A 13,449-nucleotide genomic window follows, 5' to 3' on the forward strand; every position below is an offset into this window, starting at 1 on the left:
CTCCGTTTTACGCCATCGCGAACGCGCGTTGCCGCGTTGAGGCCTCCACACGCTCAGGCGCCTCGCGGCGCTTGCTGCCCGGCGTCGTTTTCGCCGAAATCGCTGGCATAGTTCGTTTCGTAGCCGTAATTCTTCGTGCTTCGACGCAGCGGTATGCCGTTGAACACCGCGCCCGCGATGCGCCCTTCCGCGCGTTCCACCTTTCTGATCGTGTCGGCGATCTCCTCCTCGCTCTGCATACCAGAGCGCAGCACGAGCAGGGATGCGCCCGCCTCGTTCGCGACGATCGAGGCGTCGGTGACCGCGAGGAAAGGCGGCGTATCGATGATCACCAGATCGAACTGGCTCGACAGCCGCTCAAGAACATCCTTCAGGCGCGGCTTCATCAGCAGCGCGGCGGGATTCTCCGGGCGCACGCCGCACGACAGGAACGTCAATCCGTCGATGCGGGTGGAGCGCAACGCATTGCGCAACGGCAAGCGTTCGGACAGCACTTCGGATAGGCCTCCACGATTGCTCTCGTTGAATAGCGAGGCGAGATGGCCACGCCGCATATCGGCATCGATCAGCACCACACGCTGACCGACTTCCGCGTGCAGGATCGCCAGATTCGCCGCGACGAAGCTCTTGCCGGCGGACGGCGTGGGGCCGATGACCATGACGATGTTGTTGCGTGCATGCGCGAGATCGCGCGTGACGGCGGTCCGTACGCTGCGCAGCGCTTCGACCGACGCGTCGTGTGGAAAGCGCGCGGCGAGGATCCTGTTCGGAATGCCCTTATCGAGCTGAATCTCGTGCAGACTCTTCTGCAGCGGCGGATGGGCACGCCCGGTCGCTGGCGGCAGAGATTTTCGGCCTGCGGTCGCATCGCGATCGAGCAGCACTTGCTGATGGCTGAACAGAATCTCGCCAAACACCGGCACGCTCATCTGGCGCTCGACGTAGCGCGGGTCAGTCACGCCGATCATCACGTGGCGGCGCATGAAGACCAACACGACGCCGGACACGATACCGAGCATCAATCCGCCGCCGAGCACGAGAATCGGCTGCGGCATGACCGGCATATGCGGTCTCATCGCCGGATCGAGAATATGCGCACCGCCCGTCGTGCTGGCGCGGCGCACCTGCAATTGCTCAGCCTTCTGGACCATGCCGAGATACACCGTTTCAGCCACCTTCTGCGCGCGGATCAGATCGACGCTCTCGCGCTCCGACGCCGGCATGCCGTTGAAATGGTCGGAGAATTTCGCTTTCGCTTCTTTCAATTGCGCCAGTTGCTCGTCGATGTTCTGCACCCAGCGGCTCTGCGGCGTATAGCGCTCGAGCATTTGCGTGCGCTGCAATTGCAACGTCGCGATCTGCTTGTCGAGATCGAGGCCGCCCTGCAAATAGGCTTGCGCCTCGTTGGTCGGCTGCATCGATTGCGAGTTCGAGCGGAAGCTCTTCAGCGCTTCCTCGGCTTTTCGCAGATCGGCGAGTAGACGCGGGAGTTCGCCGTTAATGAACGCGAGCGTCTGCGTGTCGTTCGATTGTCGGCTCGCCACCGCGGAGGCGAGGTATTGCTGTCCCAATGCATTGGCGACGGCAGCGGCTTTGTCCGGACTCTTGTCGCGATACTGGATTTGCAGCAACCCCGAGTCTTTCACCTTGTCGCCGATCTTGATCAGACTCTCGAAGCGCTTGATCGCATCGAGCTCATTCCAGCGGATCACTTCGAATTTCGTGCCGGGCCGCGCAGCGAGTTCCTTCACGAGCATCGACACGCCGTTCTGCTTGAGCGGCATGCCGACCGTGCCACTCGCCAGCAACTCGCCGGACGGGCCATGCAATTCGAAGCCGCCATTGTCGAGCGCGGTCAAGGTCAGCTTCTCTTCCTCGAGTTCGCGCGGCACGTCGAGCGCCGCGATCTGCACGCGCTCACCGCCCCATGCATACGATTTCAGGCCGAGCCACGGCGCCGAAGGCTGTCCCGGTGTAGCAAATTTTTCGGCGATGTCGCCGAGCACCGGAAGCTTGTGCGGCTTTACCGAAATGTCGAAACGGAACTGGTCGATCACCGGCTGCAAAACCGACCGGCTTTCCATCACCGCCATTTCCGTTACCGACGACGGCGTCGGAGGCGGCAACAGGTCCTGGTTCTGCAACGCAAGTCCGAGCGCATTCGGCTCGGGCGGGTCCACCCGAACGATTACGTCGGCGGAATAGATGGGGGTGGTAATCAGAAGATACGCGACCGCGAGCGTGAGGACGACGACCGTCGTCACCACGATCTCCCAGATGTGGTCACGCATTAGCGTAAGCATCCCGCTGGCACTGAGTTGTCTGCGCTCGGTATCAACAGCGGGATAGAGCGAGTTTTGCGGATAGTAATCCACCGGTCTGATCCTTGCAGGTTGATGAAACAAAGCGATCGGCGATCGCTTTGCGTCGCCACGTCGCTATTTATGCCGCCGGCCGGATAGACCCTGGATTGGCTGGCAGCACGGCGAAGCGACGTGCTGTGTCGGGTTAGGTCGGGGAGCCGTGTTCGGGACCTCTCGAAGCACGGGAGGCTACACACCTATTGCTTATCCACCGCGGCATTGCCGATTGTTCTTCTCACGAATCAGCGAATGCGGTGCCCGCCATTCACGTAATCCGCGATTGACAATTTCTCTCTCGATGTTGCGGTGAAGCATAGTCCGCAAAGGATCGGGGCATTCGCCGGCGGCCCAAAGTAGGGTGCTATTGGCCGATAATGCGGAGCCTTTTACAAATGAAACAGAAGCTGGAAAGCCTTGTTGCGATCTGCAATTGCTGTAACAGAGTTATACGATAGGCGCCGTACATCGCGACAGAACGCCAAATGGGCGGTTCCTGTGCAAAGAATGCCGTTGATATCCCGCAAATCGTGCCGATTCCACGCCACTCGGCGCATTCCGCCGATGCCCTGGCTTCTCCCCTGCAAAAATCGCGCTAATCGAGCTGGAAAAAAATTCCGCGCAACGTTAATTAGTAGCACGCAGTTTAGCGAATAGTGAGGTAAGAATTTCTCGAATCTTGACGATTACGCCAAAACACCCGCGCATGCCGGCCAAGCTCGTCTGACAGAAATCGATGCGCTAATCTCAATGCGTAGATTTTCCTGTCTGGAGAAGCTGGCGTGATGAAGCATATTGGTCTATTCGTCTTTCAGGATTGTTCGATGGCAAGTACCGGCGCGATCGGCGACGCGTTCCGGCTTGCCAATGAGTTCAAGAGAACGGCTGGCGAAGAGGCGCCATACCGGTTTACCGTGGTATCCGATGGCGGTGGTCTGGTGACCAGTTCTTCCGGCATATCGATCTGGACGCAAGGCCTCGAACGCTATTGCCTCGCGGATTTCCACGCGTTCTTCGTGGCCTGCCGCGACGTCACCGAAGTGGCGGAATCCAACGATCGGTTTCTGTCGTGGATCTCACTGCAAGGATCGATCGCATCTTTCGGCATGCAACAGGGTGCGAATCTCGCGGTCGTCTGCAACGATCCGCTGCAATCGATCGTGCCGATTTTTCTGTTCGACGACAGCGGTGATGCCGCGCGCACGCAGAGCAATGTGACGCCGACGGATCTCGCGCTCGCGCAGATCGAACGCGACATCAATACCGACACGGCCCGCAAAATCGGCCGCATCCTGCAAACCGGCTACGCCGAGAAGAGCCGTTCGGAGCTCGACGACGTCAATATCACGACGACGACCGAGAAGATTCGCGAATCGGCGCGCTGGATCAAGGAGAACTACAGCAAGGCTATTTCGGTTGCCCAGGCGGCCGAGTCGGTGGCGATGAGCAAGCGCAATTTTCAGCGCCGTTTCAAATGCGAGTTCGGCATGACGCCACTCGAATATCTGCTGCGCACACGCTTCGAGATCGTTCGCTCGATGCTGAAGAACACCGATTTGCCGGTCGACAAGATCGCGCGTCGCTGCGGAATGGGCGACGGTAATCGGCTCGGGCGGCTATTCAAGGAGCGCTATGGCATGTCGCCGACGCAATTCCGCGCGCAACAGCATGTGGACGCGGAAGAACGCTGGCTGACACCGGAGGAAAGCTGGAGTGCCGCGACCGAGATGTTGCGGCAAGCGCCGCTGACGCTTTGATTTCAATTCCCTATTACTCCGAGCACGACTCGTCGGCTCGACCGCAAAAGGGATAAGAACATGACGATCATCAAAACCGCCGAACTGGCCGCGGAGGACGCGGCCGTCGCGACGGAAAACATGGCCTCCCTACAATCCGTTGACAGTGCCGTGGCTGCGCCCTGTGAGATGCCGGGCCTGCGCGCAGGCGCGCATTTCGCGCAAGGGCAAGCGCCATCTACCGTGAGAAAGATCAAGGAAGTGGCGAAGACCTTATTGCCGGATGCCCTTTTCCTAAGCCTGTTACATCACAAATGCACTGGCCGTTATCCGAATCTGATTCGTCCAGTGACGTTCAATGAGAAGATCCTGCAGCGCAATCTTCACCCTGATCCTCGCTATATCGAGCTGACCGACAAGCTGCTGGTGCGGGACTATATTGCCCGGAAGATCGGTGACAAGCATTTGATACCGCTGATCGCAGCGCCCGCTGTATTCACGCCCGAAGTGTTCGACGCGCTGCCCGATGCTTTCGTAATGAAAGCCAATCACGGCAGCAGCTTCGTCGAAGTGGTGAGAAACAAATCGGAGACCTCGTTCGACAAGCTGAAGAAGCTTGCCGACCAGTGGCTGCGCACCGAATTCTATTACGTTGGGCGCGAACGGCACTATCGGTCGATCGAGCCTCGCGTCTTCTTCGAGAAGCTGCTGCTCGATCAGCGCGGCCAGATTCCGGCGGATCTCAAGATGCACTGCTTCGGCGGTCGGCCTGGGGGGCCGATCATCTATATCCTCGTGATCTCCGACCGGTTCGGCACCGCGACGCACGGCGACGTGTACGACGTCGACTGGAATCACCTCGATATCGCAATCGGCGACTACAAGCGCAGTGCGGCACCAGGTCCGCGCCCGCCGAATCTGGATGCCGTGCTCGATATCGCGGTCCGTCTGTGCGAAGACTTCGACTATGTGCGAGTGGACCTGTATGCACCGGACGACCGCGTTTATTTCGGCGAACTGACATTTACGCCCGGTGCAGGCGTGCTGCCCTTCACGCCGGACAGTATCGATTACGAGTGGGGCAAGCTGATGGCTTGAATCCGCTTTCATTCGCGGCGTTTGGATTCCGCCATCGAGCCGGGGCGGCGAACGCCGCCCCCCTTCAAGCCGGCGACATGCCGTTTTGCAGCTTTGCGCCGTCGGCCTCGCGCGAGACCAGAAACGTCAGTAACGCCTGCGCCGCTTCGCGGTGGCGCGCCGCCGTGCAGATCGCGGCGGTGAAAGTCGTGGTGGACTGGATGGCGGCAGGAAGCTCGCCGAGCACGTCGATACCGGGCACGTGAATCAATTCGCTCATCTGCTGAAAGCCGAGCGCGACTTCTCCGCGCGCGACGAGCGTGCCGACCGGCACACCCGGCGGCGCCTTCACGGTACGCGAAGCGATCTGCCCGGCAATGCCCCAGCGTTCGAACAGCTTCAGTAGATGCGTGCCGCTCGGCCCCGTCGAGTAACCGATGCTGCGCGCACCGAGAATCGCGTCGCGCAGCGCCGCTTCGGTCGCGATGTCCGGGTGTGTCGCTCCGGCCGCGACAGCTACCGCGATGCCCGAGCGCGCGAGCCCGACGCGGCTCGCCGCTTCGACGCAACCTGTCACCACGAGCCGCTCGATCGCGTCTGCTGCGAGCACGACGATATCGAAGACTTCGTCATCCTCGACCCGGCGCGCCGCATCGACGCCGCCGACCGATTCGATCGTGACGCCCTGCCCGGTGCGCCGCTCGTACGACGCGGCGAGTTCGGCGAGCACCTGGCGCGTGGCCATCGACGAAATGCCGGTGATCGGCGCGCGCACGGCTTGACCGTTGATCTCTGCGACCACGCCTGTCAGTCCTTGTAACGCAGTCCAGCCTGCTCGAGCGGCCCGCGCATGTTGTACATATCGAGGCCCAGCACACCGGAGGCGAGTTTCGCGCGCTTCTCGGCTTCGTTCGCCTCGCGCGCTGCGGCCTTGTCGAGCACCGCTTGCGCGGCGGCCGCCGGCACCACGGCCACGCCGTCGTCATCGGCAACGACGACGTCGCCCGGCGTGACCAGTGCGCCCGCACACACGACCGGAATGTTCACCGAGCCGAGCGTCGCCTTGACCGTGCCCTTCGCGGAAATCGCCTTGCTCCAGACCGGGAAGTTCATTTCGGTCAGCACGCCGACGTCGCGCACACCGGCGTCGATGATCAGCGCATGCGCGCCGCGCGCCTGGAAGCTGGTTGCGAGCAGATCGCCGAAGTAGCCGTCGGTGCTCTCCGCGGTGACACCCGCGACGACGACGTCGCCCGGCCGGATCTGTTCGGCCGCGACGTGCAGCATCCAGTTGTCGCCCGGTTGCAAAAGCACCGTGACGGCCGTGCCGCTCGCGCGCGCGCCGGTATAGATCGGACGCATATACGGCTGGAGCAAGCCCGTGCGGCCCATGGCTTCATGCACGGTGGCCGAACCCAGCGCGCCGAGTTTCGCGGCCACGTCCGCGTCCGCGCGCTGGATGTTGCGATACACGACTCCGATTTCATACATGATTACAGCCCCTTCGCTTTCAGCAAGGCATCGAGACGCGGATAGACGCGCCGCGCGTTGCCTTCGTAGATCTTGTAGCGCTGCTCCGGGTTCATATCCGCGGCTTCAACGTAGCGCTTCGTGTCATCGAAATAGTGGCCGGTTTCCGGATCGATGCCGCGCACCGCGCCGATCATCTCGCTCGCGAACAGGATGTTGTCCACGGGAATCACCCGCGTGAGCAGATCGATGCCCGGCTGATGATAGACACAGGTGTCGAAAAACACGTTGTTCAGCAGATGGTCCGTCAGCAACGGCTTCTTCATTTCCTGCGCGAGGCCGCGGAAACGACCCCAGTGATACGGCACCGCGCCGCCGCCGTGCGGAATCACGAACCGCAGCGTCGGGAAATCACGGAACAGGTCCGAGGTCAGGCATTGCATGAACGCGGTGGTATCCGCATTCAGGTAGTGCGAACCGGTGGTGTGGAAGCACGCATTGCAGCTCGTGCTCACGTGAATCATCGCGGGAATGTCGTACTCGACCATTTTCTCGTAGATCGGGTACCACGAGCGGTCCGACAGCGGCGGGCTGGTCCAGTGGCCGCCCGATGGATCGGGATTCAGGTTGATCGCGACATTGCCGTACTGCTCGACGCATTTGACGAGTTCAGGAATACAGGTGACCGGATCGACACCCGGACTTTGCGGCAGCATCGCGGCCGGCACGAAGTTCGAAGGAAACAGCTGGCTCACGCGATAGCACAGTTCATTGCAGATCGCGGTCCACGTGCTGGAGACTTCGAAGTCACCGATGTGATGCGCCATGAAGCTCGCACGCGGACTGAAGATCGTCAGATCGAGGCCGCGCTCGCGCATCAGTTTCAACTGGTTGTTTTCGATCGACTCGCGCAACTCGTCGTCGCTGATCTGCAATTCCGACACCGCCGGCATCTCGGACGAACTCTTGATGCCTGCGATCTGGCGGTTACGCCACGCCTCCAACGCTTTGGGCGCGGTGGTGTAGTGGCCGTGAATGTCGATGATCACCGTGATTCCTCAGTAGATGAATTTAACCAGCGGCGCGCGCGAACCGCACGCGCGCCACATACCTGCGCGCGTCAATGCGCGGTATTCGGCTGCGCCGCCGTACCGGTGCCGCCCGCGCGCTGGCTCACCAGGATGGCGATCGCGGCGAGCGTAGCGGGGATCGCAAGCATGGCGAGGATCGCGCCGAACTGCCAGCCGAAGCCGAGCAGCGCGCCGCCGATCGCCGAGCCGAAGATGCTGCCGAAGCGGCCCATGCCGAGCATCCAGCTCACACCGGTCGCACGCGCAACGGTCGGGTAGCGGCCGGGCGCAAATGCGTTCAGACCGGTTTGCGCGCCGCTCATGCAGAAGCCAGCGGCAAACACCAGCAATGCGAGCGACGACGACATCGCGCCGATGTAGCCGAGCCCGAGCACGCACACTGCGCCGCCGATATACGCGGCGCTGATGACCGGCGCCGGACGCGCCTTGTCCATGACCCAGCCGACCAGCACCGCGCCGATCGTGCCGCCGATCTGGAACATCGCCGTGATGTTGGCCGCGGTGGTGACCGACAGACCCGCATCCTTCATCAGCGTCGGCAGCCAGCCGGTCAGCAGATAGATCACGAGCAGGCCCATGAAATACGTGACCCACAGCGCGATCGTCATCGAGCCATAGCCATGCGAGAACAGCACGCCGATCGGCTTGCGCGTCGGCAGCGGCGGTTCGTTCGACACGAACGCTTCATTGCCGGCGAAACGTACGCCGCACACGCGGCCGAGCACCTTGCCGATACGCTGCGCAGGCGCGCCGCGCACCGCGAGCAGACGGGCCGACTCAGGCAGCAGCCAGATCTGGAACGGGATCAGCACGAGCGGCAGCGCGCCGCCGAAAATCAGCACCGAGCGCCAGCCGTGAACCGGAATCAGCCAGCCGGCCGCGAAGCCGATCAATGCCGAGCCGAGATTGAAGCCCGTGAACATCACGGTGATCAGCAGCGCGCGCTTGCGTTGCGGTGCGTACTCGGACAGCAGCGTCGTCGAGTTCGGCATCGCCGCGCCGAGGCCGACACCGCTCAACAGACGCAGCGCCGCCATCGAAAACGGCGATTGCGTGAACGCAGTCGCGATCGTGAACACGCCGAACAGAAACACCGACGTAATCAGCACCCACTTGCGGCCGATGCGGTCCGATGCCGGACCCGCGAACAATGCGCCAATCACCAGACCGATCGGCGCCGCGCTCATCACGAGACCGAATTGGGGACGCGAAATACCCCAATCATGAATGATGGACGGTGCGACGAAACCCATGATCGCGACGTCCATGCCATCGGCGGTCACGATCAGAAAACACAGCACTACCAGCAGCCATTGGTAGGGCGAGATCGGCCGTTCATCGATGAACTTCTTGATATCAATTCTGTTACCGCTGGTAGTACTCATCAAAACTCTCCTGTCTCCTTCAATGGCCTCATCGCGCGCTCGACGCGGGTTGCTTCGCAAAGTGCGTCGTAACCATCGTGGCGATGGGGCCCCTGCACGCCCTGCTCAAACAACTGGCGTGACGGTACGTTTCGTCCTTCGCGGGCCAAAGCGCGGGTTAACCATATGGTCGAAGCGAGTATCCGCATTTTCAGCGTTCCGCATAGCATCTTCGAAGTCTGTCCGATTCGCGCAAAGCGGCGCCGGACCGGGGTTCGACCTAGGCCCACCGGCCTTCGAAGCAGCCTTGCCGAACGCCAGTTGGCACACCAACTGATAAACAAAACAGATGACGCGGGAACGAACTCGCATAGAACGGCAGCGAGACGCCCCGCTTTTGCGATCGACGTGAATGCGCCGCGCTGGCAGCGGATTTTCCCCACGAAAAAAGGGCTCAAAAGAAAAAGCGGATGACCGTGTCACGGCCATGCCGCTTCGGGATGAGCCGGCGTCGCGGACCGGCTCGTACTCAGTTAGCGCTCTGTGCGAGACCCGGTTCAGGGCGCCGCGACACCGCGCGTCGCCGGCGCATAAGGCGTGTAGAAGCTCGAACCGGCCCACGTACGCGAGGCTGCCGCGTAGAGCGGTGTGCCTTGCGTGTAGTTCGCGCCGTCGTGCCAGTCGCCCGAACCGGTGTACTTCGCGACCGCCGGGTACGGATAGACCGGACGCGAGGCCGTCACGTTGTTCGACGAATCGGTCTGATACGTCATCACGGAAGTCGGCACCCTGGATTCTTCGACCCAGTTGGTGATCTTCGACACGAGGTCGATATTCGGGTTGCCTTCGCCGCCACCACAGTGACCGACGCCCGGCACCAGATAAAGACGCGCGAACTGGTCCACGCTCGACGTGCCCATCGTGTTCTGCATCGCCTCGTAGTACTGGATCGTGAACAGCGGCGAGATGTGCTGGTCCGCCCAGCCGTGCCACAGGATCAGCTTGCCGCCGGCAGCATTGAACGCGGACAGGTCCGGGCTCGTCGCGTCGATGAACGGATGGTTCGCCTTCAGATAAGTCGGGTAGAAGCTGGCGTCCTGGTAGCCGAAGGTGTCGATGCTCGGCATCGTCGGCGAGCCCGTGAAGATCAGGTTGTACGCGCCCGTCACGATCGAATAGCTGAACAGCTTCGTCACGGAAACCGGTGCATCCGTCGAGTTCGACGTCGGCACTTCGACGCCAACCCAGTTCGCTTCCGAACCATACTGCGGCGAACCCGCCAGCATGTACTCGCCGGTCGTCGCATCGGTCGGACCGCTGTAAATGGCCTTCGCTGTCGTGACTTCAGCCGCGGTCAGGCAGTTGCTGGTGCTCGTCGCGCCGCTCGCGCACTGGATCGTCGCGGGGTCGAAATGGCAGGTACGCGGATCGGCGATCAGGCCGTCGGCCGCGCCGCTGCCGCCGCCGCATGCCGCCGCGACGGCTTTATGCAGCAGCGTCGCCTTGTCGGCATACAGAATCGCATTGCCTGCGCTGGTGCCGGTCGTGCTTTGCGACTTCACGCTCCAGCCGTGATACAGCGAGTTCTGGATCTGGAAGTGCGCAGCCGGCGCACCCGCGACGATACCGTTGTAGTCGGTCGGATAACGTTGCGCGGCCATCAGCGCTTCGCGGCCGCCGTCCGAGCAGCCGATGAAGTACGAATACTTCTGCGTCTGTCCGTAGTAAGCCTTGATCAGCTTTTTCGCGGCGAGCGTCGTGATGTGCTGTCCGCGATACGCGAAGTCAGCCTGCTTTTGCGGGTCCGTGGTCCAGCTCGAATCCTGGCCCGAGTGACCCATGTCGGTCGCCGCCGTTACGAAGCCGCCTTGTTGCACGAGCGGGCACTGGTACGAGAAGCTGAACGAGCTTTGCTTGGTCGGGTCGCTCAGATTGCCGCACAAACCACCGCAACCGAGTTCCGCGAAACGCTGAGTCCATGTGCTGACCGGCAGCGCGACTTCGAACGTGTTCGACGGAGCGAGTGTGCCCTTCACCGTGCAGAACGCGACCGTCGCGCCGTTGACCGTTGCGTTGGTCACGGTCGCCGAGGTAATCGAACTACCGGCGCCGCCGATGTCGGTAATATCGATTGAAGCGAGCTTCGAGCAATCGACGACCGGTTGCACGGCTGCCAATGGCGTGTACGTGAGCGTGCCGCCACCGCTACCGCCACCGCATGCGGCGACGATCGCGGCCGTCGTGCAAACGCCGACGAACGTCAGCAGTGAAACGCCGCGCGCCTTGATGCGCGACAGCAACTTGAGGGGTTGCAGTCTTCTCATACTTGTTCTCCTGCGCGGTTGTCACGGTCCACTATTGGGCCCGTGCGTGTGTTCGCGGTGCGCATCACGCATCCGCGATGCGTGACGCATGTCTTCTTCACCTTCATCGATTCACATCTCCTCTTTTGGTACTTCGGCTTTTAGAAACGTCCTCGTTCTTCCGGTCGCGGCGGTGCGGTCGCACGGGCTTGCCGGGTTGACGCGACGTTAGCCAGACGGTGAATGACAGGAAATCGCGGGTTAACCACAGGGATCAGCGATATCGGCGGCTCTCCGATGCGCTCGCACGCCGAACTCGATGACGCTCGACACCACGCTCGAGCCGATGGCACAAGGAATGACAAGCGGCGCCGCAAACCGATTCGAGCGTGCACCGCCAACTCCCACGGTCGCACCCAATAATTTTTTTAGATGCGAAAAGAAACAAATTGAAATCAGTAGTCGGTAGCACTACGAGTCGCGAATGACTTCCACGAAGTAATGAGGAAGAAAGCCGAAACGCTATTTCCAATCGCGTTGCGAATCTACGCGAAAAGCTTTCTGTTTTGTTTATTGATGCGTTTGTCGTGACATTTCAGCCTCTTACACCTTCCATTCGTCTGCTTTACGGCAAGCAAAACATCTTGTTGCCGCGATGCAAACGCAAAGCTTTTATTGCAATGAACTGCCACACATAGTCGGAGATGAAATAGTCGGAGCGCCGCCTCGCGAGTTCGCGTAAACCCCGCGATGTCTGACAGCCCGCCAATACCACCATATCCATACGACTTCGCTTGGCATGACGAAATATAGAAAGGAGATCAAATCAATCAAGAAGACGCAGATCGCGCTCGCCATTCTCACGGGTGCACAACTCGGCGAATGGCGGCTCGGTCTATGAAGCCTCGGTCGGCGTGCTGTACCGGTTCACACCGGCACTCGCCACCGGCGCGTCGTATATGTACATGAAGGGCAATTCGGTCGTCGACAATAATCACGCGCACCAGGTCGCGGCGATTGTCGACTACTCGCTGTCGAAGCGCACGAGCGTCTACGTGATGGGCCTGTACCAGCGCGCACAAGCTCGGGCGGCTTCGCGCAGATCAACGGCATGAACAGCGCGGACGGCGCATCGAGCGGCCAGACCCAGGCTATCGCACGAGTCGGCTTGCATATGCACTTCTGATACCGGAAACGGTCGACGAGTTGGAGACGATCGCACGCACGTTCGATACGCCGCTGCTCGTGAACATCGTCGAAGGCGGCCGCACGCCGCAACTGATGCCCGCTGAATTGCAGAAGCTCGGTTTTTCGATTGCGATTTATCCGGCATCGGGCTTTCTCGCGGTCGCGATAGCACTGCAAGATGTCTACGACCAGATCGAGGCGCAGCGCGGCACCACGCAGGTGGAAGACACCATGTACCCGTTCTCCGGAATGTGCAAATCGATGGGCTTCCCAGCGGTATGGCAGTTCGACCGTGAGCACGCCGAATGACGACCGGCTGACAAAATATTACGTTTTTCAGCGTGCTAGACGCGTAGCATATCGGGGGCATGTCCCGCGAGCGCCCCCACTCGCATTCGTCATTCAACCGCGGAGATTTCGGAAATGAGTATTTTTGGTGACATCGTGCACAAGCTGTTCGGCAAAGCGAAGCCGGACCAACCTCCCCCCGCGACGGAAGCCACCCCCGACCCGGCCGCCGCGCAAGCCGCGACGCCCAACGCGCCCGCCGCACCCGCACCGCTGACCGACGTCGACGTGGCCGCCGTGATGGATCAACTCGTCAGCGAAAGCGGACAGACGTTGAACTGGCGTACGTCGATTGTCGACACGATGAAGGCGCTCGGCGTCGACAGCAGTCTCGAACACCGCAAGCAGCTTGCGCAGGAATTGAAGTACAGCGGGGATATGAACGACTCAGCGAGCATGAACATCTGGCTGCACAAGCAGGTGATGCAGGCGCTCGCTGCAAACGGCGGCAAGCTGCCGCCCGATCTGGCAAGCTAGGCACGACAAAGCAGGCGTTTACCCGCAGTAAAAAT

11 protein-coding genes are annotated in these 13,449 nt (G+C 61.2%); 5 read left to right on the plus strand and 6 right to left on the minus strand.

The window, feature by feature from the left end:
* Positions 1–53 precede the first annotated feature (53 nt).
* Positions 54–2,303, minus strand: a complete 2,250-nt coding sequence (locus AB3X94_RS18950) for a polysaccharide biosynthesis tyrosine autokinase (RefSeq protein ID WP_368589485.1) — start codon at positions 2,301–2,303, stop codon at positions 54–56.
* Positions 2,304–3,184: 881 nt separating this feature from the next.
* Here AB3X94_RS18950 and AB3X94_RS18955 point away from each other — a divergent pair.
* Complete coding sequence (locus AB3X94_RS18955; protein WP_176107584.1) at positions 3,185–4,117, plus strand: helix-turn-helix domain-containing protein; 933 nt, start codon at positions 3,185–3,187, stop codon at positions 4,115–4,117.
* 60 nt (positions 4,118–4,177) lie between these two features.
* Entirely contained in the window at positions 4,178–5,194 is a 1,017-nt protein-coding gene (locus AB3X94_RS18960; protein WP_176107583.1) for an ATP-grasp fold amidoligase family protein, read from the plus strand.
* Positions 5,195–5,258: 64 nt separating this feature from the next.
* Here the strand turns inward: AB3X94_RS18960 and AB3X94_RS18965 are convergent, their stop codons facing one another.
* The 5 genes from AB3X94_RS18965 to AB3X94_RS18985 form a co-directional block, all read right to left on the minus strand.
* Positions 5,259–5,975, minus strand: coding sequence for a substrate-binding domain-containing protein (locus tag AB3X94_RS18965; protein ID WP_368612344.1), 717 nt, complete (start codon positions 5,973–5,975; stop codon positions 5,259–5,261).
* Between the two features lie 5 nt (positions 5,976–5,980).
* Positions 5,981–6,664 (minus strand): 4-carboxy-4-hydroxy-2-oxoadipate aldolase/oxaloacetate decarboxylase, encoded by a 684-nt coding sequence (ligK, locus tag AB3X94_RS18970; RefSeq protein ID WP_176107581.1) that lies wholly within the window; start codon positions 6,662–6,664, stop codon positions 5,981–5,983.
* A 2-nt stretch (positions 6,665–6,666) separates the two neighbouring features.
* A complete protein-coding gene (locus AB3X94_RS18975; RefSeq protein ID WP_368612345.1) occupies positions 6,667–7,692 on the minus strand; it encodes an amidohydrolase family protein in 1,026 nt (341 codons plus the stop codon).
* Between the two features lie 71 nt (positions 7,693–7,763).
* Positions 7,764–9,119 (minus strand): MFS transporter, encoded by a 1,356-nt coding sequence (locus AB3X94_RS18980; RefSeq protein WP_368612346.1) that lies wholly within the window; start codon positions 9,117–9,119, stop codon positions 7,764–7,766.
* A gap of 536 nt (positions 9,120–9,655) precedes the next feature.
* Positions 9,656–11,422, minus strand: a complete 1,767-nt coding sequence (locus AB3X94_RS18985; RefSeq protein WP_176107578.1) for a tannase/feruloyl esterase family alpha/beta hydrolase — start codon at positions 11,420–11,422, stop codon at positions 9,656–9,658.
* Between the two features lie 845 nt (positions 11,423–12,267).
* Here AB3X94_RS18985 and AB3X94_RS18990 point away from each other — a divergent pair.
* The 3 genes from AB3X94_RS18990 (at position 12,268) to AB3X94_RS19000 (ending at position 13,414) form a co-directional block, all read left to right on the plus strand.
* On the plus strand, positions 12,268–12,516 hold the full coding sequence (locus tag AB3X94_RS18990) for a porin (protein ID WP_368612347.1): 249 nt from the start codon (positions 12,268–12,270) through the stop codon (positions 12,514–12,516).
* Between the two features lie 91 nt (positions 12,517–12,607).
* On the plus strand, positions 12,608–12,898 hold the full coding sequence (locus AB3X94_RS18995) for a hypothetical protein (RefSeq protein ID WP_368612348.1): 291 nt from the start codon (positions 12,608–12,610) through the stop codon (positions 12,896–12,898).
* Between the two features lie 114 nt (positions 12,899–13,012).
* A complete protein-coding gene (locus AB3X94_RS19000; protein ID WP_176379642.1) occupies positions 13,013–13,414 on the plus strand; it encodes a DUF3597 domain-containing protein in 402 nt (133 codons plus the stop codon).
* Positions 13,415–13,449: the final 35 nt, after the last annotated feature.

This window comes from Paraburkholderia sp. BR10923, assembly GCF_040948765.1.
Lineage (GTDB): Bacteria > Pseudomonadota > Gammaproteobacteria > Burkholderiales > Burkholderiaceae > Paraburkholderia > Paraburkholderia youngii.